We start from the raw sequence: 25,429 nt of genomic DNA on the forward strand, positions 1-25,429 counted from the left end.
TGTCAAGGCCGATCTTCGCGTGCGCGAAGATCGTGCCGGTCTTGTCGTTGAACGTGCGGTCGCAATCCTTACAGAGATACCGTTGATACTCTCGATAGCTGCCGTGTTTGATCACCGATTCAGACCGGCAGCGCGGGCAACAGAGGCCCTCGCGCCAGCGAACCTGCTCCAGCAGGTTCGCGGCGCTCTCCTCTGAACTCAGCAATTCAAATGGGAACATTGCGTCCGGGTGACGCGTTCGCGTCACCCTTGCCCGCTACGCTTTCACAGCGACAGCTCTACCCGACCAACAATCTGCTTCGGAAGAGCGACCCAGAGAACATGGAGGACGACCTGGTGTTCGTCGGGCTGGTCGGGATGATCGACCCGCCACGAGAGGAGGTCGCCGACGCACTCGCGGCAACCGAGCGGGCCGGAATTGATGTGAAGATGATAACCGGCGACAACGTCCGCACGGCTGCCGCGATTGCAGGGGAACTCGGGATGCACCAAGAGGTGACAGAGGGGCGTGAACTCGATGGGTTGGACGATGAAGAACTCGCAGAGCGGGTCGAGGAGGTCACCGTGTTCGCTCGGACGTCTCCCGAACACAAAGTGCGTATCTTGCGGGCACTCCAGGAGAACGGTCACATCGTCGCGATGACGGGTGACGGTGTCAACGACGCGCCAGCGCTGAAAAACGCTGACGTCGGCGTCGCAATGGGAATCCGGGGGACCGACGTGGCTAAACAGGCGAGCGACATGGTGTTGCTGGATGACAACTACGCGACCATCGAGCGGGCGGTCGAACGCGGTCGAGCCATCTTCGATAACCTCTGGAAGTTCGTCGCCTTCCTGCTCAGTGCGAACGTAGCGGAGGTCGCACTCGTCTTTCTCGCGTCGCTGTGGGGCTACCTCGTGCTCCCGGCAGTTCAACTGCTGTGGATCAATCTGCTCACTGACGGGTTACCTGCGCTGGCGCTGGGTGCGGACCCCCAAAGCGGGGACGTGATGGACCGACCGCCGCGTGATCCCGACAAGGGCATTATCGAACGCCCAATGCTCGGGCTCATCGGGGGCGCCGGGACAGTCTCGACCGTACTCATGCTCGGGTTGATGTTCTACGTGATCGGTGGAGCGGCCGCAATTACCCCGTATGCGATGACGATGGTGTTCACGGGCTTCGTCTTCCTCGAGTTCGAGAAGCTCTACGTCATCCGCTGGCTCCGGGAGACGCCGACGTTCTCGAATCCGTGGCTCGCACTCGCGGTCGGGGGGTCGATGGTGTTGCAACTTGCTGTACTGTACACCCCTCTCAATCAGTACTTTGGAACAGTGCCCCTCGGGGTCGAAGACTGGGGTATCATTGGCGTTGTGCTCGCCATCGGCCTCCCCGCATACCTCGCTATCGTCCTTACAATCAAACGATATCTACCACTCGATGAGAACTCCGGAGAAGGTCCTCACTGAGGTTTCACTGATCAGTCCTCTAGGCCGAAACCCCTCACTGAGCCGCTACTCCTGGTTTCCAACTGTGATGACTGGAACAGGCGCGGTTCGGACGGTCTTTTCAGCGACGCTCCCGAGCAAGATTCGATCAGTCCCGCGCTTTCCCGTCGTCCCCATCACGACGGCGTCGATATCGTTCGAGTCGATAGTGTCGAGTATTTCCTCGATAGGTGCGCCGTGTTCGATGTGACGAACGGTGTTCGTGATCCCGCAGGTTTCTGCCTCGGATACCACATCCTCGACGGCATCGGTCGCAGCCTGTTCAGTTTCCCGCCCAGACACGGTCGAGCGAACGTCCACACCGAGGGAGGGTTCCTCCACGACAGACAGCACGTGAACGGTCGTATCGAGAGCCGATGCAAGGGCAAGGCCATGCTCGGCAGCATGAGCTGCACCGTCGCTCCCATCTGTCGGTAAGAGGATATTCTCGTAGGGGAACGCCAGTTGCTCGTCTGGCTGCATCCGCACCGTCAGGACGGGAACGGAACACAGACGCACGACCTTCTCAGTGACACTTCCAAGAAGGTATCGAGAAATCCCTTCACGGCCGTGCGTCGGCATCACGACGAGGTCGTGGTCGTATCGCTCCGCGTACTCGGCGATGGTCGGCGCTGGATTCCCCTGGACGACATCAGACTCGTAGTCCGCTCCGAGGGTCTGTAGTGTCTTTTCTGCTTCCTTGACGATGTCCTCACCCTCTTGGACGAGTGCGTCAACGACCTGGGATTCAACGACAGTAACGCTATCACGTGCCGTATCAGCTACAAAGAGGACGTGGATGGTAGCGTCGGCCCAGTGGGCGATCTCGGCAGCATGATATAGTGCCTCCGCAGCCCCATCACTACCATCGAACGGGAGCAAAATGTCCTCATACATGTGTCTCGGTAGTAGCTACGGGAATCACCCACAAGTGGTTTGTCACCCACCAGATTCCGACTCACGAACCCACATCACCGGAACTGGTGACGTTCGAACGATTTTCGCGCTCACGCCACCCATCATGTACCGACTGAAATCGGTCTCGCCGTGCGTGCCCAGAATAGCGAGATCGATTTCGTTTGCTTCCATGTAGTTCCGGATTTCCTTCGACGGAACCCCGACTTCGATCTCGCTCTTGATGGTTTCGAGTGACGCCGCCTCTGCGGTCTCAGTGGCTGTTGTCATGATTTCGTTCGCCCGTTCCGTCAACTCTCCCTCTTTCAGGATAGATCGAGCATCAGGGCCCAAGCTCCCCGTCTCGACGACGTGAAACAGGTGTAGCGCTGCACCGGTCGCTTTCGCCACGGCGATTCCCTCGCTCAATGCGAGTTCGGCACCGCGGCTTCCGTCCGTTGGAACGAGGACGTTCTGGCATGGATAGGTGAGTGGACGTTCTCTGTCGGGGTTGACCGCAACCACGGGCAGTTCAGCTGTGTTGATGACCCGTTCTGTAACGCTTCCAAGGAGGAATCGCTCGAGTCCACGACGCCCGTGTGTGGGCATGACGATCAGGTCGATATCTGATTGGTCGCCATACTCGACGATCGACGTAGAGGGATCGCCTTGGCGTACCTCCGAGACGACGGAGACACCCTGTTCGGTCGCGCGCTTTGCTGCGTCCGCAACGATCTGTTCTCCTTCTTGCTCCAGCACGTCGATGACCTCCTCTCGTATCCGGGTGAGGCTGCCCTGACTCGTGTCTGCAACGTTGAGGATGTGGATCGTCGCCTCGTGTTCGTATGCAATCTGGAGTGCATAGTCGAGGACAGACTCTGCCGGCTCGCTTCCGTCCGTTGGAAACAGGATTTGATCGTACATGGTGGTGTATCGGAATGAACGAGCGGGCGCTACGTCCCCTCGGTGCTGATGTCTAACGTTCCCTCTTCCGGTGTCTGAGCTTCACGCCACCAGACCAACTCGAACTCGATACTCTGTTTTGCCTCGGTGTCGCCCTCAGACCAGTCCGACTCGCCTTCCAGTTTGAACGTCACTGGATTCGTGGGATTCAACCGTACCTGTTGACCCCCGAGCTCGAGTGTCACATCTCCGCCGGCGTCGAGTTGATCAGCTAATTCACGGAGGTGCGATGCGATTTCTGACCGCGTTTTCTCGGCTTCGGTTTCGAGCTCTCCCATACCGATGGATACGCGAGACGTCCCGATAAGCGACGGGGCGCATTCTCGACCCGGGGAAACCACGTACCCATCATAAACTGTGGATGACGACGAGTCTCGGTCACTTAGTTGAGGTGTGATTCGACAGCGACCCGAAGGCACAGGTACACGAAGCGATGTCACGACCGTAGGTACGAGGGAGGGAGAACGCTTCGTTGCTACTCACTCGACGGCTCAGTATCGGTTTCATCGACGGGTTGTGGACCCCCACCAGTTTGTGCCTCTTGTGCGTCCCCCCACCCGCCCGCATCGATTACTGCGAAGAGTTTGCGCCAGTTCTCGTCGTCTTCGCTCTCCGGGAGCTGGTCACGGAGTTGTTGTAGGTCGGACGGCGGAACGAGCGTACTCACGAGGTCCACGATGACTTGCGCGTGGTAAGCTGCCTCCGGTCGATCCGCCCCCTCAATCTCGCTGACGCGCGTGACGAACTCTTTCCAGTCGAATCGCTGGCCGTGCTCGTGGACCGCCCCGGTCAGGTACCACTTGATCTCCATCGGGAGCGAAGCGGCCAAATCCTCGGCGTTTCCCTCGGGGATCCGTTGACCCAGCGTCATCAGCGTCGCTCGGATCGCTCGCACAGCCTCACCGGTACCCGGAAGTTCGAGACGGTGTTGAACCTCTCCCGTGAATTCGTCGAAGTTCATGGATCTTCCAATGAAACTACGGGACAAGGTCTGATAATGTCTGCCCCGTTGAGGTCACTCTGCCAAACGATGAAGGAAGTAGCCCTCAAAATCTCACCCCAAGATGTATGACCGTATTGTAATCGCTGTGGATGGGAGTGACGAAGCGAGACAAGCAGCACGACGTGGAATTCGACTCGCTCAGGGCTTCGGCGCGACTGTCGATGTTCTCTCCGTCGTTGAGCAGAAAGCACTCCAGCTCACAGAAACGTCTGCTGAGAAAGCACAGTTGCGGGAACGTGGGGAGGCAGCCCTCACGGAAATCGAGGAACTTGCGTCAGAGTTCAGCCACCCTGTTACCACGAACCTGCTAGAAGGAAAGCCCGCTGTCCGAATCAGCGAGTACGCTGACGAGCAGGACGCAGACCTGATCGTCGTCGGGCGACAGGGTCTGACCGGGCTCGGCCGGCGTCTCTTGGGTGGTGTTACTGAACGGGTCCTCCATCGAAGTGACGTCCCGGTGCTCGTCATCTCGGGCGAGGACAACGAAGGTGATGTGGAGGACGATTATTCAAGAGTCCTCATCACGACAGATGGCAGTGAAAACGCCGAAGTGGCGATTCCCCATGGAACAGCCATCGCGCAGCGCTACGGTTCAGAGGTTCACGTGTTGAATGTCGTGGATATTCAAGCTGCAGGCGGTGCGTTCAACGCGGGGGGTCTCGAAAAGGAGTTCCTTGAACGACTCGACGCCAGAGGACAAGAGGCCGTTGACAGCGTTGCGGATGAAATCAAGGAATCCGCTCCCGATCTGACTGTGGAGACTGCTGTCGAACGGACGACGTCATTCGATGGGGCGGCTGCTGGTGTTCGTGAATACGTCGAGGAAAACGAGGTCGATCTCGTTGTAATGGGTTCGCACGGTCGGTCGAATTTCAAGCGTCAAATTCTCGGCAGTGTCGCGTCCACCGTGCTTCGGACTGTTGATGTCCCAGTTCTCGTGGTAAAGCGAGCTGAGTGACTCAATCTCCGGCAGAGCTATTTTGGGTAATCGCAACAAATCATAGGGTATGTCCTCCCGTATTTTGGTGCCAGTCGATGGCTCGGGGGAATCACGTCTTGCGCTCACCCACGCTACCGCGCAGTTCCCCGAGGCGCACATCGTCCTTCTCCATGTAATCGAACCATTTGCCGACCACTCGAAAGCGGCGGGATACCAAGGACAGCGAACAAAACAGGTCTTCGAAGAAAGACAGCAGCTGTTAGACGAGATGATGGAACGAGGAGACGAGTACGCAGGGACGTTCTCGACGGAACTCGTCTACGGTCGGCCGGTTCACGTAATTCCGCGATACGTCGAGACACACGGGATCGATGAGATCGTCATCGGCTCACGTGGGCGCGACGGGACTGCCAGGCTCTTGTTAGGGAGCGTCGCAGAGACGGTTGTACGTCGTGTCCCGGTTCCGGTGACGGTCGTCCGGTCGAAGAACGGAGACGACGAAGAGGATGACCAGTCTCCCGAGCACGTGCTCGTTCCATTTGATCGATCCTTCTGTTCGCGCAATGCACTCGAATACGCCTTCGAGCAGTTCCCGGACGCAACGGTGACCGCGCTCTTCGTGAAGTCTCCGTTATTCGAAGCGTACGAGACCATCGAATCAGAAGACGACCTCGACGACATAATCGCTGAAGACGAAGAGGTCGAGGACGAGACTCACAACGTCTTTGAGATGGCACGGCGAATTGCTGGCCGGAATAGACGAACTGTTGAAACCGTAACTGCGGAGGGGGACCCGTCGCGGGGGATTCTCGGGTGGCTCGACGAGAACGACGTCGATCACGTAGTGATCGGGTGTCACGGACGAGACGGAGTCGCCAGATGGGTACTCGGAAGCGTCGCAGAGACCGTCGTTCGCCGTGCAGCCGTTCCCGTTACTGCGATAAAATAACCAATTGAGCTTCCAATATCGGTTGGCATACCGAGCTATAACCAACCGGAATCTGAAGAGAACTGTATAATGGATCTGTGGTCGTCGCGCACCGGCTTTATTCTCGCTGCGACCGGTGCAGCTGTCGGTATCGGGAATATCTGGCGCTTCCCGTCGGTCGTCGGTCGAAACGGCGGGGGTGCGTATCTGATTCCGTTCCTCATCGCCGTGTTCGTCTTCGCAGTGCCGCTCATTATTCTCGAAATCAACAGCGGCCGTCGCACACGCGCCGACATCGTCGCCACGTTCCGTGACGTTCGGCCAGGATTCAGGATCTTTGGGTGGTTCATCGTCGCTATCGTCATTCTGATTCTCAGCTACTATCTCGTCATCACGGGCTGGATTCTCGCGTTCCTGGTATCCGCGATAACCGGAGGAGACATTTCGTTGGGTAGCTTCACCGCGACGTACGCACCGGTACTTTCCTTTACTGTCTCGCTCGGTATCGTTGCAGCCGTACTTTCCCTCGGGGTGCGAGAGGGAATCGAACGATTGACGACTGTTCTCATGCCGCTCGTGTTCGTGATTCTCCTCGGTATGGCGGTCTTCTCGGTGACGCTATCGGGGTTTTCAGAGGGAGTGGCGTTCTTTTTGACACCCGATCTATCTGTGCTCACTGATCCACTCATCTGGAGCGCTGCATTCGGACAGGCCTTCTTCTCGCTATCCGCAGGAATGGGGATTCTCATCACGTATGGAAGTTACGTGGGCGAAGAGATGGACGTTCCCGAGGCCGCGGCTATCATTGCGGTGGCGGACGTGATTGTCGCCGTCTTGGCCGGCATCGTCATCTTCCCTATCGTCTTTACATTTGATCTCGAACCATCGCTCGGCACTGAACTCGCGTTCTCCACGCTTCCTGCAGCGTTCTCGCTTCTTCCCGGTGGCCGAATCGTTGCGGGAGCGTTCTTCGGTCTCCTCTTTGCGGCCGCGATCACGTCAGCTGTCTCAATGATGGAAGTCGGTGTCTCGACCGTTCGGGGTGAAACGCAATTCTCACGGCGACAAGCGACTATCCTTGTCTCCGTCCTCGTTTTCTTCCTCGGGATGCCCTCACTCCTGAGTTACACGCCGTTCCAACTCCAAGTATGGGGGACGCCCTTCCTCGACCTCCTGGACAACTCTGTTGGGACGCTCGGACTGCCAGTCACGGCGCTCGTCATTTCGATCACGTTCGGCTATTTTGCGAGACACGAGGAGGTCCGGGTACCGCGCATCGAGCGATTGACTACCACGTCTACGAAATACCTTCTTCCCCCGGTTCTCGTCGCAATTATCGCCTCACAGCTGTTCCTCGGGTTCGATTTCCCCGGCTGGCATACACTTCCTGGTAGTACGCTGGACCGAGCGCTCGTCTCCGCCGCTATCCTCGTCTGTATCGGTGTTCTGGCCTATCTCCTGCTTCGACTCCAGCGAGCGGCGGCAAAGTGACTACGACGCCTGTTCCAGAGATGGGGTGGTGAGAGTGTTAATGGATCGTCCACACTAAGTAGTCGCCATGGTCACAGAAACTCCGAGCGGGACGCTCCTGGTGCCTGTAGCGAATCCAGAAACAGTCGAGCGATTACTGGACACAGCTATCGATATCGCCTACGGCCAGTCGATGCGAATCGTCCTAGTACATGTTGTCGAGGTCCCGCCGCAGATTCCACTCTCCGCGGGTGACAGTCTTATCGACGACGATGGTGAAGAGGTACGACTCCTCAATGAGGCAGTCGAACAAGCAGCAGACGCTGACGTCGCAGTCGAATCACGGATGCGGTATGCGCGGGACATTGCAACCGGAATCGTAGGTGCAGTCGATGTGCACGACGCTGACGCTCTGCTCGTCGGATGGCGGGGACGACCTCGACGACGCGACATCATATTGGGGAGTTTCCTCGACCGAATTCTCGGTGAAGCACCATGTGACGCCTTCGTCAAACGCATACGCACACCATCGAGAGACATCAGCTCCATCTTAGTTCCAGTCGCAGGTGGCCCACACTGTAAGCTGGCCGTAGAACTCGCCGGTACAATTGCAGCACAGCACGACGCGCCCGTTCATCTTCTTCACGTTACTCACCCCGATGCAGATGACTTGACGCAGGAGGATACCTCAGCACTTCTCCAGAACTACAGTTCTTTACTCAGCGACATGGATGTCAAAGCCGAGTCAACAACACTCCGGAGTGACCACGTTGCGGGTACGATCACAGACGAAACTGCAGACCATGATCTCACTATCCTCGGCGCGACACGCGACCCATTTCTCAAGCGAAAGCTCGTGGGGTCGGTCGCCGAAGGCGTTGGGCGGGCAGCTGCCAGTTCGGTCATTTTGACGCGTAAAGCCCCGAAAGACGAAGACGCCTGATGATACACGGGGACGCTTAGAGCGATGCAACATCAAGCGACTCACTCGCCAGTACTATTGACCACCAAAACGGGAACTTGATCTGCCCGTAGAAGCGCCTCCGTTGTGCTTCCAAGCAGAATGGTCTTGAAGGCGGATCGACCTTTGGCACCCATAACTACGAGATCGATTTCTTGTTCCTCAATGTACCAGAGAAGTTCTTCGTGCGGAATCCCTTCTCGGACTGATGTGACAACGGAGACATCGGGCTCACCTTCTGCTTCGATTGTATCTAGTGCTTCTTCTCCATCTTCTCGAAGGTTTTGCCGGACGGTGTCGGGATCGACAATTGCGTTATCATACCCTGTTCTGGTTTCGATAACGTAGACTGCGTGTAGTTCGGCTCCGTACTGCCGAGCCAGGTCGAGAGCTTGGCGTGTCGCGCGCTGGGCATTATCACTACCATCTGTGGCGACGAGAATCCGATTGTACATCACATCCAGCTACGTGTCCAGGAGCAAAGAAACGGGGGCTAAAACAGGATGCTCAGGAGTGCTCCACCAGTCACAACCGTTCTCCCACCAGAACCTTCACTGATACGTACATTGTAGCCGTTCGCACTCTCTCGAACACTGGCTCAGCATACACATATGATGTCTCACAGTCGTCTCTCTAAGTTTGTCACCCGACAGCAAATCGGGTTAGTTTTGGGACCCTCACTTTTCGCCAGCGTTCTCCTGTTTTCACCGTTTGACATCCTCTCGGCCGCGAATGCAGCGCTCGCAAGCACTCTCTGGATTGCAGTCTGGTGGGTGACAGAAACCATTCCGATCCCAGTGACGAGCCTCCTTCCTATCGTACTCTTCCCCCTGACCGGCGTCGCTGATGCCCCGGCGGCTACGGCACCGTATGCCGACCCGGTGGTGTTTCTGCTACTCGGAGGATTTCTGCTCGCACTTGGAATTGAGCGGTGGGGTCTCCACAGGCGAATCGCACTCACTATCATGAGTCTCGTGGGAACGCGGTCTGACCGGATTCTGCTCGGGTTTATGCTGGCAACTGCCTTCCTCTCGATGTGGATCTCGAATTCCGCGACGGCAATGCTGATGGTACCAATTGGGACCGCAGTCGTCGTCTCGGTCGAGGCTGTTGACGAACAAGAGATGGCTGCGGGTAACGAGGACGATGATATCGTCGCAGGTGTTCGTACCGATCCAGACGAACGTCCTGCTAGCGCCTTTGGACTCGCACTGATGCTTGGGATTGCGTATAGCGCATCAATTGGTGGTGTAGCGACCCTGATCGGTAGTCCTCCGAATGCCGTCTTTGCGGGCGTGGCAGAATCCCGGCTGGACGTACAGGTCAACTTTCTCGACTGGCTCGTCTTCGCCGGGCCGCTTTCCGTCGTGTTTCTGTTCGTCACGTGGGTGCTGCTGGTGAAACTCCTTCAACCGGAGTTTCCACACGACCAAGGTGTTGAAGGCATAATTCGGACACAGCGGGAGAAACTCGGAGCGCTCACGCGTGGTGAGCGACGGGTGCTGGTAATCTTCGTACTCGTCGCAGCTGGATGGCTCCTCCGACCGTTTGTCCTGCAACCGCTGTTCCCGGCAGTAACAGACACTGTCGTTGCCATCGTCGGCGGGGTGCTCTTGTTTGTCGTTCCTGTTGACTACGAAAAGCGTGAGTTCCTTCTTGACTGGAGTGATGCGGCACGCGTACCATGGGGTGTCCTCCTTCTACTTGGAGCGGGATTTTCACTGGCGAACGGGTTTCAGGAAAGTGGACTAGATACGGTCATCGCCCAAGGCTTGGCCGGTATTGCGGGGGTTCCAGTAGTTGTGCTTGTCCTTGTGATCGCTACGGTCGTCGTGTTCCTGACGGAGGTCACGTCAAACACGGCGACGGCAACGGTCTTCATGCCGATCATGATCAGCCTCGGCCTGACCCTCGGTGTGTCGCCGCTCACGCTGATGGCGACCGCTTCGCTCGCGGCCTCGATGGCGTTCATGCTTCCGGTGGCGACACCCCCGAACGCAGTCGTCTTTGGCAGTGGCTACGTAACGATTCCCCAGATGTCGCGTATCGGCCTATGGTTGAACCTGCTCGGCATCGTCGCTATTATCGTGCTCACGTACCTGTGGCTGCCAATCGCCTTCGCATTCGCTGGGTAGAGGTGACGAGTCATTCAGGATTGACGTTCGGCTTCTCACCTCAAGCCCCGCTGAAGCGATCTCATTGAAAATTCAATCGGCAACAGATCATTGAGACTCTAAGGAATATAGAGTGTCAATTCAGACAGACATTCGAGAAATCGAGAATAATGGCATTGAGCCGGTCGAAACACGCCACGGTCTCCTCATGCGTCTACTAATCGAGGAGGTCAAGCAAGCGATCGGGCGGTGGCGGCTGGTTCGATTCACTCATCGGCGCGATGGATATGTAAGTGATTTTCACGACCGGCCGCTTCAATCCGGTGGTTCTGTGCTGGTCTGCGCGCCCTCTCCTGACAGGGGTATCGACGAACGATGTCGATGCAGACGAGACCGCGGCCACTTCCGTTCCACCGATACAATCGAGAAGTGATGTCGGAGACATTAGATCCGCTTTCGACCCGTGCCTGCCGGATGACCCACGCCTACAACACAGGAATCGAAATCACTGAGAAGCTGCGAGCTGGTGACTCCCTGCTATCGAGCGTTGTAGATAGCACAATCCAGACGGAACACCTCAACGATAACTATCCAGAGTGGCATCCTGCTCCACACTCCTTTCTCGGAATGGATCGGCTCCTCATCTACCGAGAGGCCACAGGTGAGAGCTATCGAGCGCTGGCTCGGTACCAAGAACTCGCCGAGCCACTCGGTTTGAAACACATCCCTGATGAATCCGTGTTGTCCCGAACGTGGCGTAAACGCTTCGACGACGGCGTTCGGGAGTTCGTCCAGGTTGCTGCGAACTTCGTTATCAAACAATCTCACGACCGCGAGTTTTCAGCTCCCGCTGTCCGGCCGAAAGCAGAGATCGTCGACGAAGTGGACCTCTCCACTGATGATGAGACGGCTGGGTGTGAATTCTCCGACAAGCAAATCTACCGGACAACTCGACTCGCTCGTGATCACGGCTTCGATGAGTTTGATTCCGATCGCGCTGCGAACGCGACCTACGAAGACACGCAGTTCTTCGAATTGCAGACGTTCATGGGAATGGTCAACTGCGGGACGCCGCAAGGAGCAGCTCGGTTCCGATATCGACACGGATCGGACAGCAGTCCACACGGCGATACCCATCTTAGAACGATCAAACAGTTTGCGCCAGGGGAGCTGATCAATGGATTCGATGCAGTGGCTGATCAGCTGCTCTCGGTAATCGAATCCGAAGCATCGTTCCGTCGACCGGTCACAGTTGCGATCGACATCACGACCGTCCCGTACTATGGCAATGTCGAGGGAATGGTGATGGTCAGCGGACTCAATCATGAAGAGCGAGCGTTCAAATTCGCTACCCTGTCGATTGTTGGGCTGAACATCCCACTCATTCTGGCCGTCGAACCTGTCCGAGAGAGTTCAGCGTGGGACGAGAACCCGCCGAACCAGATTCACAGTGTCGTCCGACGATTAGTGCGGCGAGCTAGGCAGCACGTTCCAATCGAGACAGTACTCTGCGACCGCGAGTTCGACTCGATGCGTGTCTTTCAGACGTTGTCCAATCTCGGTGTGAACTACCTCATCCCGAAGCGAATCACCAGTACGGAGAAGGATGTGATCGAGACGATGGAGAGTGATGGAGAAGACGTAGCCGTCGAATCGGCCTCTGTACACGTTGAGTCGGGAGAGCACTCAATGCAGTTTCTGTACGTCCCGTCGACAAAAGGCGAGGGAACGACTGTCTTCGCCACGAATCTCCGAGTCGGACCGGAGGAAGCCGAGTCGTTCTGTCGGCGGTACAGCCGCCGCTGGCAGATCGAAAACGAGTACAAATCCATCAAGAACGACTTTCTCGCGAAGACATCCTCGAAGGACTACCGCGTGCGCCTGTTCTACTTCGTGTTCGCGGTGCTGCTGTACAATATCTGGCGGCTGACCGACTTTCTGCTGAAAGCGGGTGTCGACAGCGAGATGGAGTACGCGCCGGTCCTAACCGCAGGTGAGTGTGTTGAGATTGTTGTCTCGGCGTTGATCCCGCCTGACTGACGGGCTGAACCCCACTGAGTCCGCAGCTCACCAGTAGCTACGCTGTTAGACATCGCTAGAATGCACGGGTTTTCCCACATCTATCTAACAGATTCGGATTTGAAGGTTCGCTATCGGCGGTTGATCGTAGGGAAATAATCCGAGACGACAGCAATTTGGCCCAGAAATATCTCATCCTCCGAAACTGTGAACTTCCCAGGCCCGACAGTAGTTGAGACTGGCGTTCTCAATGCGTACGAAATGATATTCGAAAGGTTGTTGGTTGAATTAACTATTCAATCTGAATGTAAATCTACTTTCAATTATTCAGCCGTCGATTAACTTTGCCTCCCGAGAACCAAACAATGGCCCTCGAAATTGCCATACCGACACCACAGCCGAGAGCAGTAAAGAGTGTACTACGTAGCGACTCACCAAGCAGAAGGGGTAGACGCTTGGATCTGGTATGTCAAAACTGTGGCGAGCACCACTGGGGGGATGCACCCACGTGGACCTTCCCTCGAAATGACCTCCGGTCTTGACTCAAGAGATCAAGGGTCATACAAATCTTCACAAGATTTTGTTCGGATAGTAATTAGCGATCCGGCTCTGCCAACGTCATGCAGGAGTCAGCTTTCGCAGATTCATACATTTCAGTAGCCCAAGTAAGTGCATTAGGATTAGAATTGATAAGAAAGCAAGAGATGCCGTGATCTTCAAACACGGCAACTCCGGCATAATCATCATCGATGAGCCATAGTCCGAAGGGGTAGGTTGAATCAGAGTGATGGAGTCTAAACGAATCGTCAGATTGGATAGTTGATGTTATATCGGTACAAGTAGTGCGAAGTCGTTTGAGTGCATCACTAGGAATAATGATATCAACTCCGTAAGAGTCAGTTGCAGTGATACAGTCGTAGAATTTCTCAGCGAATAACAGCATAACAGCAGGTGTGACGATCCGAACACGGTTTGTACCATCCACGTATCCAAGGATTTTTTCAAACAGGATGTCCGGTGTTGTTGAAGGGGCCTGATAGGCAGTTGCGCCTATGAGCATGGCTTCGTCAAGCTTTGCGTGAGGTGGCAAGTCGCTTATAACAGGGGAAACAGTCGTGTAATCGTCAAGAGCATCCAAATATGTTGCTTGTGCACGTCGGCAGAGGCAGCCGATGTTGGTCGGCCGCCACTTACCGTCTTCGTAGTAGACTAGACCTGCATCACGAAGTTCACCAAGTCCACGACTAATTGTTGACCGCGAGCACTCCAGTGTATCAACAAGTACTGATTTCGATTTTGGTGAGGAGTTAATAGTATCGAAGAGTTGAGAACGTTTCGAGAGGACTTCTGCCACCTGTCTTGGAGGGGGAGACATCAATATCACGTTTGTAGTGTATAATATTTATGACTTGTGTCGTTTTCTTGATTAAGAATTGATAGACGTTAATCTGATGATTAGTAGTCTCGAAACCTCACTGAGGTGACCCTAGTCTAGTAAAACAATTTTGTAATCGGAATAACAATCTTTGAAATTATGATTATCAGTTGGGGAGGGTTGCTAGTTATTGGGTGAGGTGCCAACAAATGATGATATAGGTGTCCAGTGACATAATTACCACCCCCACCTTGACTTGAATTGGGTTGAAAATGTCCGAGAAAAATGATGTCGGAGACGCAGAAGCCTACCAAGAAGAACTAAGCGAACAGGTAGAGGATGGGGGAGGCTGTGCAGAAACGTGGGCTGCTCTTGCTGAAAATAGAGAGAACAACATCTCTCGCCGGTCGGTTCTTCGTGGAGTTGGAGGAACAGCTGGTGTTGCTTTAGCGAATACTGTGGGGATCCTCTCTCCTGTGGAAGCCTCTGAAGGAAAATCTCAAGAGACACTAGAGATCGTTGAAGCCAGTAAGGGATTTCAGGCAATTCGGGGTCAGATTCAGTCGATTTTAGAGAAGGACGACGCCGTTTCCAATAAAAACAAAGGGGACTATTTCACTTCTCGTAAAGTACAGAAGCCTGACGCAGAGGAAGTATCCTTCCTGATCTCAAGTCACACTGGCTCTTTCCAAAATGAAGAGCTAGATGTCGACATATCAGTGGAGATTTCTGCTATGGTTGACGAAAAAAAAAGGTAAAGCAAGTTAAAGGACTCATCAAACGTAAAGGCGCAGACGAAAAGAAGTATACTTCTATCGCTCACGATTCGTCTGGTCTAGAGCAAGAGAGTGTTACATTCCCAGGAGAGGATTCATCAAAAAACATTGGGATATTTTCGAACCAAGTTCAGTGTATTCCTTGTAATTATCCTCAATGCGAGTCTACGTGTGTGGCCGTCTGGGATACGATCTGCAATAATAAGGCCAAAGAGGAGCTCTGTAGTAATAGTTATACTACCTACGCTGCTTGTCTGATCATTGGCGCCTATGCAAGCGGTCCATATGCTGCAGCGGCTTGTGGTCTTTTCTTGGCCGCAATCTGTGAAGGGGACATTAGTTGCTTCGACACACCTGAGGCGATGTGTGACGAAGTGGAATCAGCATGTGGTGACGGCGCGTGGGTCAACTAGAATAGCATAAATCCAGATTATAGAATTTTCTTAACACCACTGATTAGTCACAATATTTATAAAGAAACCAGAGGTCGTTATGATATGATCAAGTCCAAATGGGCACAAGGTGTTTTGGCACTCACACTTGGTTCTATCAGCGGATTTTACTTCAGTAATGCAACTCAAGAGATGTGGTTCGGTGGTCTCATTGGGATTGTCGTTGGTGTCTCTGTTTTCGGATTTCTTTCATTTTCCGATTTATTATTTCCTCATCAGAATCTAAATTGGTGGCATTCTCTATTATCGTTCTTACTCTTAACCGTGATTAGCACCCCACGGGCTACCAGCGTAATCAAGACGACTTCTCTCTATGGGACCATTCTTTTCCTGGCAGGGGTACTGATCTCAGGAGTTACTATTGGGATTGGTATAGACCGTAACTTCGCTAACGAAAGAGTGGATGAGTAAAATCCGAATTTGTTCTTAGTAGTTAGATGGATTCTTGAACGTGTCGTGACCAGTATTTTGTAGTGGTTGCGAGTTGTGACTCACAACGCAGTGTCTTTCGACGGATCGCACAACAGTCATACACTGAGTGGCCAGCGTATAATTCGACACCACTGTACGACCGGAGTTCACTTGGTGGCCTCGAAGAAGACATCTGGGCCGTTGCCTCCACTTGGTTCGACAACCAGGCTCACAACTCCGCCGACGAGTTTGCGTCCCATTACCCAGTAGCGTATTTCCAGTTTCGACCACACGACCGGTATTCTGGGGCCACTCAGTACGAGATGGCTCAACTGTTCCGATTGTTTCTGCTCAAAGAACTTCACGGCTGGACCCACGAAACGCCACTTCTCACATACCTCAGCCACCACCCTGACCTCGGTGAGCAACTGGGCTTGGAGAACGTCCCGGACCAGTCGACGCTGTGGCGTACATGGCACGAACGGTTCACTGCGGATCTTCGTGAGACAATTGAGGCAGCCGCCCGGACGATTCTGATCAAAGCTGAGGACGCGGGTGTGACTGTCCCTCGTGAACCAGAACGGAAGTTTCCATCTCACGGTGACGACGAGGAACCAGCCCCAGACGATCAAGCTATCCTCAACGAAGCGGGATCGATTACCGACCACATCAGCCGCATTGTCTTCCCAGCCTTCTCACTGAAGCGGGACAACGGCTGTGAAATCCATGAAAACGCGTATTGGGACTTACAAACGCATCTCGGCCTACGGGAGCGGTTGGCTGCTAACGAAGGAGCTCGCAGTTTCGTCTATGAATCGACCCGGGACCGGACACCGCTGGGTCACGCTCATCGCGAGCACATCCGCGACCTCTCTATTGAACAGATTCGGGAGATGTACCGGCGAGCAGTGAATCGATTACTGGATGAAGTCGCAGAGACGAAAGAGTTCTTCCGAGCTGGGATCGTCGCTATCGATATTACGGAAGCCGACCCGTTTACTGGGGATCGGACGGGTCACGAGGACGAAATCATCGGCACGAAGGAGAAAACCGACGAGTACGCCTATCAGTGGGCCACTGTTCAACTGGTCGGCAATGCGGTTCCAATCGTATTGGATGCACGGCCTGTACGAAAAGGCGAATCACGGAAAGAGATAGTTGAGGATCTGCTGGATTCAGCCCAAGACGCCGTTCACGTCGATAACGTACTGATGGATCGAGAGTTCGACAGCCAGCACATTCTGGAGATGCTCAGCCAACGAGGGCTTTCGTATGTCGTGCCGAAACGAATGCAGACCAGCGAGAAAGCCCAGGCCAAACGCCTGCTCCAGCGGGGTCAAGACCGATACGAGACCGACCGGAAACTCCATCTCGGGAAAAACGAGTGGCACGAGACAACGCTGATCTATCGACGAAAGGAGGACTCTGAGCATAATGATCACCGGCAGTACTCGGTGTTCATGTCGAATCATGGGGGTAGTTTCCTCACCGAGTACGGCTATCGCTGGGAGATCGAGAGCGGATACAAATCGATCAAGCGGTTCATGGCTGCGACGACGTCGAAAGATTTCGGGCTGCGATTCTTCTATTTCGCGTTTGCGTGCCTGCTGTACTCAATTTGGCGAGCTGTCGACCTGCTGGTTCAGGTCGAATTGACTGGTGAGTACGAGCATTCGCCGATTGTGACGGCTGATAATACGCTGACGCTGTTGAAGAAGGAAACTGGAATCGGGTAGAGAGGAGACTCAATCTGGGATAGCACGATGTTTGAGTGGCTACACTACAGAAAGCAATCGGAGTTCGGTGATATAGTCAGTAGTACATCAATAACGGGTGATTGAGAGCTAATCTGAAGCTGTTCTTGGTCACTTAATCGTCCGAATATATGCATTACAGCCCCGCTAAATCCGCTGTAGTCTCAACTTCACGTGAACTGGCGTCTGATGCGCTGAAATCACCCCAAACGGTGGAATTCTGGGTTTCAGTTTAGGTTTGTATTATCGTAGTAAGCACCACCAGTTTTACCCGCACCCACGCTGTACGGGAAGCATGAATCGTCTTCCGCCTGCATACGACGCTACTCCCCGGGATGACGCCCTCGAAGCAGCCATCGACAAACGATTAGTCGATAAAACGATTAGTCGATATCGACTCCGGGCGCTACCGAACCAACGTCGCCAGCGTCCTCCGAAAGTTTGCAGCGTGGAGTCGCGACCAGCATGGCATCACGAGTCCAGAGATTATTGACGACGACCTCTGTCGGCAATACGCTCGTGACCTCGCCCGGACCGAGGACCGAGACGCAATCTCCCCAGAAACAGCCCGCCGCTACTTCGCCTATCTGCGCTCGTTCCTCACCTAGGCTGTCTACGAGGGTCTGATCCAGACAAACCCAGCAAAGACCAACCACGCCGAAGACCCGCTTCCAACCGACGAGACAGAGAGTGACCAACAGTACTGGACGACACGCGACCGCGACGCCATCTGTGCGACTGCCACTACCCGCGTTGACGAAGCTGACGAGAGCGAGGATATCGACCGGACAGCATTCTTCTTTAGTTAATACTCAAAACAATACTATCAGAGCGTGATTTTCAGTAATATATTGAGGGAGATTGGTCTATCTGGTGTTATAATGAACGTTAAATCTGTATCATTTTATGTAATTGAGTGTTGAAGTTACCATGTAGCAGAAACAAAAGTATATCGTAAAAAATACCAAATAAAAAATCACTACGTCCACAATTGTAGAAGCACTATACTGTCGCTGCCATAGAGTGGATAATCTTAGAGTGATAATCCATGTGATAGCTGTAGTGACTATTATAACTAAAATTTTTATTGATGAATATTCAAACCGGGTTGTATCAGTCCACACCTCTTTGAATGTGGAAATTATGTTGGGCATAGTTATTGATTAGTACTGAACATCATAAAATGCATCTTAGCTGAAGAGTTATACTTTTGTCACTCTAATTTTTTGATGTTAGAATGATGGTGGTACGGCATGCATTCCTTCCTCTTTGCTATACAGCGTCATCTCATCCGTATCGTATTCTTTCCAACCTCCGGTGACATAACAGTACGTGTACGGAGTATCTCCGAAATCCACTTCTTCAAATACTAGGCTAATATCATCTTCTTCACTTACAAGCGCGAGTGCAGCACCACTGATCATAATGGCTGCAGTGATGCCTGTACTGGTCGCCCAAGAGGCTAATATAGCGGCAACGGTTGTCCAACCTAAGTTGTTCACTGACTGCTTGAAATCAACACTCAATTTGGCTTTATTATGATTATCATGGCCATGTAGTTCATCGCAATCCCCGACCTCATCAATGTCTTTGTGTACTCGGTTAATTGCTTCAACTGAATCCTCAATTCCTTGTGGAGAAATTGTATTCGGTTCCCCTAGATAAGATATTTCCCCCGATTCGTTATTTATTTTTACCTCTTTCACCTTAGTAATAACATCATTTGTCTCTTTCTCTTTCTCTTTCTTTTCTACAGTAACAGTATAAATTGTTATTTTCTCACCTTTCTCATTTTCTTTTTCTTCTTCTTCAATATCCTTAGCTATTATTTCATATTCTACTTCTTTAGAACTATATTGTTCTGATTCCTGCTCATCGTTATCATCGCTAGACTTTGCAGATGCAACCCCGGTTAATCCAGTCATGGACACAAGAGTTGCACCACTAATTCGTAGTACCTCACGCCTATTTGATGAAGTATGCTTGTTGGAGGGCATACAAATATCAATTAGATTTGATCTCATAAAGAGATACTTATTCTGACATATAGTAATATATTATTGTGATATTTTGAGTGTTGGTGTTGTCCTCTCTTTATAAAAGAGTTATAATCAATTCAATATTTCAATAGATTATTCTATTCTTCTTCTTATCCTACTTAATGGCTCTAGTGGATTACGTGGCAGTTCTAGCTTCAATCTTTAAACTGGGCACGTGAAGCGAGAATCCGCAGATTCCCATTCGTCTTTAGCTAAACTCAAACCCCGGCTGCGTAGCGGTAGCGAGCTTCTCTTGAGGTATCGGTCGTTGCTGGTGAATCTTCGGTGTATCCTTGATCAGCGATCCAGCAACGGTGGTGGCGAGTAGCCGAGGTACTCACCGAGTTCGTGGAGGATGAGTTGGGCGTGCGACTGGAAGGTCGCCACCCAGCGTTCCGGCGGAAACACAATCTCATCAGCATCTTGCTCGGTGACCAGATCCAACAGATCACGGCTCACCAGCAGTGACAGCAACGCCGCATACAGCAGAACTTTCACGATATACGCCTTGCCTGTGTCGCACTCATCTGGATTGTACTGCGTCTTCATCTCACAAACCAGTAGTTCTACCCCAACCGACACCAGTAGATCGTTGCTGAATCTGCTGGCAGAAACTCGTCTCTCGGCAGATTCGTGATATAGTGATGGTAGTCGTCGGGGTCCTTGTCACGGACGCCGACGACGGGGAATGTCTTGCTGCATACGTCTTTAGCTAACACCACTGATAATATTCGGGATAAAACCATAACTTAAGGTATTTATTGGATCGAATCCGTCAGCCGAGACGCTGTACCTTGTGAAAACTGCGGATACGGAATAATCCAAAGTGGTGTTTGCGGCGTGTTGATGAGGTCTACGGACCGGATTCGGTCGAAAATCGCGGTCTAACAGTATTACCGTGAGTATTATCTAAAGACGAATGGACCGGACAGCGGCGTACCGCGATCAAGCACTTGTCTTCCTCCTCGCCTATTCTGGTGCTCGCAGCGCGGAACTCGTCGCCGTCTCCGACGATGAAGACCGCAACGGCCTCCGATGGCGACACGTCGATCTCGACGCCGGCACGATGCAGGTATTCGGCAAGAACCGCACTCGTCAGTCCGCGCCAATCCTCGACGATGCTATCCGTCCACTCCGACGCTGGAAGCAACTTCGAGAGCCTTCTGACGACGAGGCTGTGTTCCCCAGACTCGACAACGCTGCGAAAGCGTTGGAACCGACGCCGTCGATCACAACGCAGTCAGCACGAAATATCCTCGCTGACCTCTGTGAGTGGTCCGACTATGTGTTCGAAGAACCGCTGAAACCACACGGTGCTCGCCGTGGCCTCGGTCGGGAAATCTATCGCGAGAATCCACAGCTTGCACGGGACGTACTCCGTCACAAGTCTATCGAGACAACCCACGAGGGTTACGCACAGGAGGCGGCAAAGCGGACACGTGATGAAGCGAACGATATCATCAACGGTGGATCGGTTGCTGACCCCTCCTCATAAGAGAGGATACAGACGACACCAGCGTGTCATAGAAACGTTCGCAATCCTGTTGCAGTCATCGGTGAACGATTGGTACAGGGAAGCCTACCAGTCCGATCTGTACGATCTATAGCCCGCTCCGCGAGAGAGACAGCCTGATAAGGTGGTTCTGACATCAGTTGGAGATAGCGAGTCCACTGATATATTGACGAACGATTACTTTTTGATGACTCGGTATTTTTTACTCGAGTACGCTAGAGCTGCCTTGGTCAAGCGGATCTTCGATATCACCAATGATCGTTTCCAGCAGGTCAGTGACGGTCACCAGTCCAATAACCTCGCCGTCTTCGATGATGAGAGCCATCTCTTGTCGCTCTGCCTGGAACTGATCGATCGCGTCGCTCACATCGGTATCGGGCGAAAGCGTCATCGTCGGTGCCGCCAGTTCAGTGAACGCACCGTTGCCACTAGCGAGTTCCTCGCGATGGCTGAACAGAGCTGGACTGTAGACGATCCCATAGAATTCAGTCAAATCTTCACCGATTAGTGGATACCGTGTGTGAGGGTGCTCTTCGAGCTTTTCGAAGTTCGACTCGGCTGAATCCTCAGTTGATATGGCTACGATTTCTTCGGTGGGAATCATGACCTCTCTCACTGACTGTTCCCCAATCGTCAATGCGTTCATGATCTCTTCACGCCGATCTGCGGGCAATTCACCTTCCTCGAGTACCGATCCAAGCCGGTTCCGAAGGTCAGCGCGGGTTTCGACGACTTCTTTCTCGGTTTCTGTCCATGCCTGAGTCATCTCGATGCCGAACAGGCCCAGTGTTCCCTTTGCAACCGAATCACCGACCCAGATGGCTGGAGCGAGTATCTTGGCAAACCAGTACAGCGGCCGTGACCCATACTTGGCGACCTGTTTGGAGCGTTCGACACCAAGGTAGGTCGGCGTCTGTTCCCCGTGCGTGAGGTGGACTAAGTTGATAATAAGAAAGCCGAGTAACGAGCCAGCCCCGACCGATGCGAACGTGGTGTTTTCGAACACCGGTTCAATCAGAGCCGCTAGTCCAGGTTCGGCGATAATCCCTAATGCGATACTCGTTGCGGAGATCCAGACCTGACAAGTGGTTAGATAAAACTCCAGATCAGTAGTCATTTGCCAAGCAAGCTCAAGCCCAGGCGTATCGAACTCCGATTTGGAATACTGTCTGACACGAGTCAGCGCGAACTCGATCGCGACAAAATACGCGTTCACCCCGATGAGAATGATACCACCGAGAATCCGTAATCCAATCTCAAGCGGCTCCATCATCCGGCCGTACCAACACCAGACAGAAAATAGTGCGCAGTTCAAGATCAGTAAACATACTCTCTGGGCGGCTGTTTCAATCCGGAGTTTGGCGAAACCAGTCCCCACGATTGTTTCTATGATCGCTTCAACGATGCCATCCGGCCACTCCGGAGCTGGAAGCAACTCCGTGGTTCCGATACAGACGAAGCTGTGTTCCCCAGTCTTGATAACGCGGCGAAGACATTGGAGCCGACACTGTCAATTACAACGCAGTCGGCCCGGGACATCTTGGGAGATTTATATGAGTGCCATGACTACGAGTCTGAAAACCCACTGAATTCACACGGCGCTCGCTGGCATTGTGATGATCATCGGTGGGATTGGTCAACACTATTTATCATCTATCTTATACTGATACGGCGGGTGAGGTGTACAAGCAGTACGGTTCTAATAATACAATACTGTTGTGGTGAATACACCAAAGTGGAAACCATGGGGCTACCCATAAACTATTGTGCCGTAGCGTGAGGTGAATGGATCCAATCACACTATTGAGTGCCGTCGATCCGGTATTGGCGACATTCCTACCTCCGGAACTCGCGAGCCGTATGCAGTTCGGATGGACGATCTCCGTTCACATCATCTTCGCGTCCCTTTCGATCGGGCTCGCACCGTTTATCATCTACTTTACCTGGAAAGACGTGCGGACGAACGAGCAGCGGTATGCGCGATTGCGCTCGTTCTGGGTGAAGGTTTTCGCCGCCGGTTTCGTGATGGGTACAGTCACCGGGATTCCGATGAGCTTCCAGTTCGGCACAAACTTCCCACAGTTTGCCGAGGTGGCCGGTGAACTGATCGGCGGCCCGCTAGCCTTCGAAGCGAAGATGGCGTTCTTTTTAGAGGCCGTCTTCCTCGGCGTGTTGCTGTACGGCCGCGACCGCGTCAAAGATCGGACATATATCATCTCGTCGGTACTCGTCGGCTTCGGTGCCTGGCTGTCGGGGTTCTGGATTTTGATCGTCAACGCTTGGATGCAGACCCCACGGGGCTACGAGATGGTCACCCGCAACGGGATGGAAATCGCCAAACTAACCGACCCGTTCGCCGCGTTCTTCACCCCGCGAATGCCCTGGATGTACGTCCATATGATGAACGCGTCGGTGATCTCGGTCGCACTGCTGGTCGCGGGCGTCTCGGCGTACATCGTCTGGAAAAAGCCCGACGCTGAAGCCTGGAACACCGCACTCAAGCTGGCTGTCGTACTCCTGATCGTCTCCGCACCGTTCCAGGCGGTCCACGGCGACGCCTATGGCCGCCACGTCGAGGACACCCAGCCACAGAAGTTTGCCGCGATGGAGGCACACTACGAGACGGGGCAGGCCGACCTACACCTGCTCGCGTTTCCGAAGTCACCTGAGGCACTCACCGACCCGCGCGCCGAGAATCTCGTCACCGTGAGCCTTCCCGCAGTCGGGTCATTCCTCGCCAGTGGCGGGGACTTCGACGCCGAGGTCATCGGACTGAACGAGTACGAGGAGAACCCCCCCGTAGCACTCGTGTTCTGGTCGTTCCGTTTCATGGTCGGGCTCGGGTTCCTGTTCATCGGGCTCGCGCTCTGGGGCGGGTTCCTCATGTACCGAGGCCGGTTGGCCGACAGCACACGCTACCTGCAAGCGATGATCGCTGCATCGCCGTTCGGCTACGCTGCGTTGCTCACCGGCTGGTACGTCACTGAGATCGGCCGGCAGCCGTGGGTCATCCAGGGCGAGCTCAAAACGAGCGAGGCGGTGTCATCGACGCTCACCGGGGCCGAGGCGACACTGACCCTAGGCGGGTTCGTCGTGCTCTACGTCGGGCTGATGCTGACTGCGCTGTACATCCTGAAGTGGCTGGTCCGGGAGGAACTCCGGTCACTCGGCATCCGAGAGTCGAGTGGCGGCCGCTGGCACGGCCCGATTCCGTGGGTGAGTAGCGATGACTGACCCGCTGTTGCCCGTCGACGCCTACCTCGTCGAATCGCTGCCAGAGATCTGGTTCGGCGCCGTGCTGTTCGCGTTGGGGATGTACGTCGTCCTCGACGGGTTCGACTTCGGTATCGGGATGCTTTACGCGACCCGGACGGACGAACGCGAGCGGGAGACGTTCCTGGCGGCGTTCGGACCGGTCTGGGACGCGAACGAGGTGTGGGTCGTCGCCTTCGGGACGATGCTGCTAGCGGCGTTCCCGCGCGTGTACTCGCGCCTCCTGGCGGACAACTATCTGCTCGCGCTCGGGTTCGTCGTCGCGTTGGTGTTCCGCGGCCTCGGTCCGGAGCTCCGCGAGCAACGCGACGACGAGCGCTGGAAGCGCTACACTGACTACGCGTTCATCGGCGGGAGCGTGTTCACGCCGCTCTTGTTGGGGATGCTCGCGGGTCGCTGGCTGTTCGGCGGGGCGACGCTACCAGTGGCGTTGACTGGCGTCGGCCTAGTCGCCGTCTCGATAGTCACGGGGGCGGCGTTCCTCGCAGCCAAGACCGAGCCCGGTCTGGCATCGGAACTGCGAGCGTACGGCATCGGTGCGACACTGGCGTACCTTGGCGGTGTGGTCGTGCTGCTGGGAACCGTCGTCGTGACCGATGCGGGCGGTGCTGCCGACGCGGTGCTCTCGCTGCCCGTCGCTGCAGTCGTCGCTCTCTCGGTCGCTGTCGGGCTAGGCGGGAGCGTACTGGCCAGACGTGATCGGTACCAAGCCTGGCTCGCGAGCGCGCTGGCGCTGCCCACACTATTGACGATCTTAGTCGCAATTCTGCTGTACCCGACGATTTATCCACCAACCGGGCTGCTGGTTAGGGAAGCGGTCGTGTCGCCACTAGCGCTGAACCTCGTGACCGTCCTCGGGTTTCCGGTCCTGCTGCTGGTACTGTGGTACTTCAAGTTCCTCTACGGCGTGTTTAGCGGCCCTATCGAGGGAGAGGGCTACGGGGGGTAACCCCACCAACCTCTCGTCGTTCCCTTCTCCGCTCAGTACTGGTGGCTCTCCGATCGGCGATGTGTGCGATATGATAGAATCACATCCTCGCGATAGTGTATCTCTCTCGGCGTCACACATCACCAGTG

General features: G+C 54.2%; 20 protein-coding genes and 5 pseudogenes. 15 read left to right on the forward strand and 10 right to left on the reverse strand.

The window, feature by feature from the left end; genetic code table 11:
* Positions 1–220: IS1/IS1595 family N-terminal zinc-binding domain-containing protein (locus AMS69_RS19875; RefSeq protein ID WP_162230998.1), on the reverse strand; the 220-nt coding region annotated here is incomplete at its 3' end.
* Between the two features lie 107 nt (positions 221–327).
* On the opposite strand from AMS69_RS19875, the pseudogene AMS69_RS18285 reads away from it, so the two are divergent.
* Positions 328–1,449: pseudogene (locus AMS69_RS18285) on the forward strand (cation-translocating P-type ATPase); the annotation flags it as partial.
* Positions 1,450–1,494: 45 nt separating this feature from the next.
* On the opposite strand, the gene AMS69_RS18290 reads toward AMS69_RS18285, so the two are convergent.
* The 4 genes from AMS69_RS18290 to AMS69_RS18305 form a co-directional block, all read right to left on the reverse strand.
* The gene (locus tag AMS69_RS18290) at positions 1,495–2,364 is read right to left on the reverse strand and encodes a universal stress protein (RefSeq protein ID WP_053969474.1); all 870 of its coding nucleotides are present in this window, start codon (positions 2,362–2,364) and stop codon (positions 1,495–1,497) included.
* 42 nt (positions 2,365–2,406) lie between these two features.
* Positions 2,407–3,285 (reverse strand): universal stress protein, encoded by an 879-nt coding sequence (locus tag AMS69_RS18295; RefSeq protein WP_053969475.1) that lies wholly within the window; start codon positions 3,283–3,285, stop codon positions 2,407–2,409.
* Between the two features lie 29 nt (positions 3,286–3,314).
* Positions 3,315–3,602, reverse strand: coding sequence for an amphi-Trp domain-containing protein (locus AMS69_RS18300; RefSeq protein WP_053969476.1), 288 nt, complete (start codon positions 3,600–3,602; stop codon positions 3,315–3,317).
* A gap of 197 nt (positions 3,603–3,799) precedes the next feature.
* Entirely contained in the window at positions 3,800–4,285 is a 486-nt protein-coding gene (locus tag AMS69_RS18305; RefSeq protein WP_053969477.1) for a DUF2267 domain-containing protein, read from the reverse strand.
* 103 nt (positions 4,286–4,388) lie between these two features.
* Between AMS69_RS18305 and AMS69_RS18310 the strand changes: the two genes are divergently transcribed.
* The 4 genes from AMS69_RS18310 to AMS69_RS18325 all read left to right on the forward strand — a co-directional run bounded on the left by AMS69_RS18310 (position 4,389) and on the right by AMS69_RS18325 (position 8,608).
* Positions 4,389–5,285, forward strand: a complete 897-nt coding sequence (locus tag AMS69_RS18310; protein WP_053969478.1) for a universal stress protein — start codon at positions 4,389–4,391, stop codon at positions 5,283–5,285.
* A 49-nt stretch (positions 5,286–5,334) separates the two neighbouring features.
* A complete protein-coding gene (locus AMS69_RS18315) occupies positions 5,335–6,216 on the forward strand; it encodes a universal stress protein (protein ID WP_053969479.1) in 882 nt (293 codons plus the stop codon).
* A 69-nt stretch (positions 6,217–6,285) separates the two neighbouring features.
* Positions 6,286–7,686: a sodium-dependent transporter gene (locus AMS69_RS18320; RefSeq protein ID WP_053969480.1), complete on the forward strand. Its 1,401-nt coding sequence runs from the start codon at positions 6,286–6,288 to the stop codon at positions 7,684–7,686.
* A gap of 67 nt (positions 7,687–7,753) precedes the next feature.
* The gene (locus AMS69_RS18325; protein ID WP_053969481.1) at positions 7,754–8,608 is read left to right on the forward strand and encodes a universal stress protein; all 855 of its coding nucleotides are present in this window, start codon (positions 7,754–7,756) and stop codon (positions 8,606–8,608) included.
* Between the two features lie 41 nt (positions 8,609–8,649).
* Here the strand turns inward: AMS69_RS18325 and AMS69_RS18330 are convergent, their stop codons facing one another.
* Positions 8,650–9,081 (reverse strand): universal stress protein, encoded by a 432-nt coding sequence (locus tag AMS69_RS18330; protein ID WP_053969482.1) that lies wholly within the window; start codon positions 9,079–9,081, stop codon positions 8,650–8,652.
* A 213-nt stretch (positions 9,082–9,294) separates the two neighbouring features.
* Between AMS69_RS18330 and AMS69_RS18335 the strand changes: the two genes are divergently transcribed.
* Both AMS69_RS18335 and AMS69_RS18340 read left to right on the forward strand, forming a co-directional pair.
* Positions 9,295–10,761: an SLC13 family permease gene (locus AMS69_RS18335; protein ID WP_202904579.1), complete on the forward strand. Its 1,467-nt coding sequence runs from the start codon at positions 9,295–9,297 to the stop codon at positions 10,759–10,761.
* A 411-nt stretch (positions 10,762–11,172) separates the two neighbouring features.
* Complete coding sequence (locus AMS69_RS18340) at positions 11,173–12,780, forward strand: transposase (protein ID WP_155120002.1); 1,608 nt, start codon at positions 11,173–11,175, stop codon at positions 12,778–12,780.
* A gap of 574 nt (positions 12,781–13,354) precedes the next feature.
* Here the strand turns inward: AMS69_RS18340 and AMS69_RS20365 are convergent.
* Positions 13,355–14,113 (reverse strand): helix-turn-helix transcriptional regulator, encoded by a 759-nt coding sequence (locus AMS69_RS20365; RefSeq protein ID WP_155120003.1) that lies wholly within the window; start codon positions 14,111–14,113, stop codon positions 13,355–13,357.
* 293 nt (positions 14,114–14,406) lie between these two features.
* On the opposite strand from AMS69_RS20365, the gene AMS69_RS20370 reads away from it, so the two are divergent.
* From AMS69_RS20370 to AMS69_RS20960, 4 genes and pseudogenes are all read left to right on the forward strand, one after another.
* Positions 14,407–14,892 (forward strand): hypothetical protein, encoded by a 486-nt coding sequence (locus tag AMS69_RS20370; protein ID WP_155120004.1) that lies wholly within the window; start codon positions 14,407–14,409, stop codon positions 14,890–14,892.
* A gap of 515 nt (positions 14,893–15,407) precedes the next feature.
* Positions 15,408–15,773 (forward strand): hypothetical protein, encoded by a 366-nt coding sequence (locus AMS69_RS18350; protein WP_053969485.1) that lies wholly within the window; start codon positions 15,408–15,410, stop codon positions 15,771–15,773.
* A gap of 62 nt (positions 15,774–15,835) precedes the next feature.
* Positions 15,836–17,509 carry a transposase gene (locus tag AMS69_RS18355; RefSeq protein WP_053969486.1) on the forward strand — a complete coding sequence of 558 codons (1,674 nt, stop codon included), beginning with the start codon at positions 15,836–15,838 and terminating at the stop codon, positions 17,507–17,509.
* A 313-nt stretch (positions 17,510–17,822) separates the two neighbouring features.
* A pseudogene (locus AMS69_RS20960) lies at positions 17,823–18,327 on the forward strand (phage integrase SAM-like domain-containing protein); the annotation flags it as partial.
* Between the two features lie 432 nt (positions 18,328–18,759).
* On the opposite strand, the gene AMS69_RS20375 reads toward AMS69_RS20960, so the two are convergent.
* Both AMS69_RS20375 and AMS69_RS20045 read right to left on the reverse strand, forming a co-directional pair.
* On the reverse strand, positions 18,760–19,524 hold the full coding sequence (locus AMS69_RS20375) for a hypothetical protein (protein ID WP_155120005.1): 765 nt from the start codon (positions 19,522–19,524) through the stop codon (positions 18,760–18,762).
* 250 nt (positions 19,525–19,774) lie between these two features.
* Positions 19,775–20,264: pseudogene (locus tag AMS69_RS20045) on the reverse strand (IS4 family transposase); the annotation flags it as partial.
* Positions 20,265–20,485: 221 nt separating this feature from the next.
* Between AMS69_RS20045 and AMS69_RS18365 the strand changes: the two are divergent.
* Positions 20,486–21,061 (forward strand): annotated as a pseudogene (locus AMS69_RS18365) (tyrosine-type recombinase/integrase); the annotation flags it as partial.
* 220 nt (positions 21,062–21,281) lie between these two features.
* On the opposite strand, the gene AMS69_RS18370 reads toward AMS69_RS18365, so the two are convergent.
* Positions 21,282–22,349, reverse strand: coding sequence for a hemolysin family protein (locus tag AMS69_RS18370; protein WP_053969539.1), 1,068 nt, complete (start codon positions 22,347–22,349; stop codon positions 21,282–21,284).
* Between the two features lie 129 nt (positions 22,350–22,478).
* Between AMS69_RS18370 and AMS69_RS20965 the strand changes: the two are divergent.
* The 3 genes and pseudogenes from AMS69_RS20965 to AMS69_RS18380 form a co-directional block, all read left to right on the forward strand.
* A pseudogene (locus tag AMS69_RS20965) lies at positions 22,479–22,685 on the forward strand (hypothetical protein); the annotation flags it as partial.
* A gap of 179 nt (positions 22,686–22,864) precedes the next feature.
* Positions 22,865–24,313, forward strand: coding sequence for a cytochrome ubiquinol oxidase subunit I (locus tag AMS69_RS18375; protein WP_053969487.1), 1,449 nt, complete (start codon positions 22,865–22,867; stop codon positions 24,311–24,313).
* Positions 24,306–25,301 carry a cytochrome d ubiquinol oxidase subunit II gene (locus AMS69_RS18380; RefSeq protein ID WP_053969488.1) on the forward strand — a complete coding sequence of 332 codons (996 nt, stop codon included), beginning with the start codon at positions 24,306–24,308 and terminating at the stop codon, positions 25,299–25,301. The genes AMS69_RS18375 and AMS69_RS18380 overlap by 8 nt, the downstream gene beginning before the upstream one ends.
* Positions 25,302–25,429 lie beyond the last annotated feature (128 nt).

Source organism: Haloarcula rubripromontorii (assembly GCF_001280425.1).
Taxonomy (GTDB): domain Archaea; phylum Halobacteriota; class Halobacteria; order Halobacteriales; family Haloarculaceae; genus Haloarcula; species Haloarcula rubripromontorii.

Excerpts from the sequence above, each read along its gene's own strand:
- AMS69_RS18290 (WP_053969474.1), bottom strand. The coding sequence starts at position 2,364 with ATGTATGAGGACATTTTGCTCCCGTTCGATGGTAGTGATGGGGCTGCG.
- AMS69_RS18320 (WP_053969480.1), top strand. The coding sequence starts at position 6,286 with ATGGATCTGTGGTCGTCGCGCACCGGCTTTATTCTCGCTGCGACCGGT.
- AMS69_RS18305 (WP_053969477.1), bottom strand. The coding sequence starts at position 4,285 with ATGAACTTCGACGAATTCACGGGAGAGGTTCAACACCGTCTCGAACTT.
- AMS69_RS18330 (WP_053969482.1), bottom strand. The coding sequence starts at position 9,081 with ATGTACAATCGGATTCTCGTCGCCACAGATGGTAGTGATAATGCCCAG.
- AMS69_RS18340 (WP_155120002.1), top strand. The coding sequence starts at position 11,173 with ATGTCGGAGACATTAGATCCGCTTTCGACCCGTGCCTGCCGGATGACC.
- AMS69_RS18315 (WP_053969479.1), top strand. The coding sequence starts at position 5,335 with ATGTCCTCCCGTATTTTGGTGCCAGTCGATGGCTCGGGGGAATCACGT.
- AMS69_RS18380 (WP_053969488.1), top strand. The coding sequence starts at position 24,306 with ATGACTGACCCGCTGTTGCCCGTCGACGCCTACCTCGTCGAATCGCTG.
- AMS69_RS20375 (WP_155120005.1), bottom strand. The coding sequence starts at position 19,524 with ATGCCCTCCAACAAGCATACTTCATCAAATAGGCGTGAGGTACTACGA.
- AMS69_RS18295 (WP_053969475.1), bottom strand. The coding sequence starts at position 3,285 with ATGTACGATCAAATCCTGTTTCCAACGGACGGAAGCGAGCCGGCAGAG.
- AMS69_RS18370 (WP_053969539.1), bottom strand. The coding sequence starts at position 22,349 with ATGGAGCCGCTTGAGATTGGATTACGGATTCTCGGTGGTATCATTCTC.
- AMS69_RS20370 (WP_155120004.1), top strand. The coding sequence starts at position 14,407 with ATGTCCGAGAAAAATGATGTCGGAGACGCAGAAGCCTACCAAGAAGAA.
- AMS69_RS18325 (WP_053969481.1), top strand. The coding sequence starts at position 7,754 with ATGGTCACAGAAACTCCGAGCGGGACGCTCCTGGTGCCTGTAGCGAAT.
- AMS69_RS18300 (WP_053969476.1), bottom strand. The coding sequence starts at position 3,602 with ATGGGAGAGCTCGAAACCGAAGCCGAGAAAACGCGGTCAGAAATCGCA.
- AMS69_RS18350 (WP_053969485.1), top strand. The coding sequence starts at position 15,408 with ATGATCAAGTCCAAATGGGCACAAGGTGTTTTGGCACTCACACTTGGT.
- AMS69_RS18310 (WP_053969478.1), top strand. The coding sequence starts at position 4,389 with ATGTATGACCGTATTGTAATCGCTGTGGATGGGAGTGACGAAGCGAGA.
- AMS69_RS18375 (WP_053969487.1), top strand. The coding sequence starts at position 22,865 with ATGGATCCAATCACACTATTGAGTGCCGTCGATCCGGTATTGGCGACA.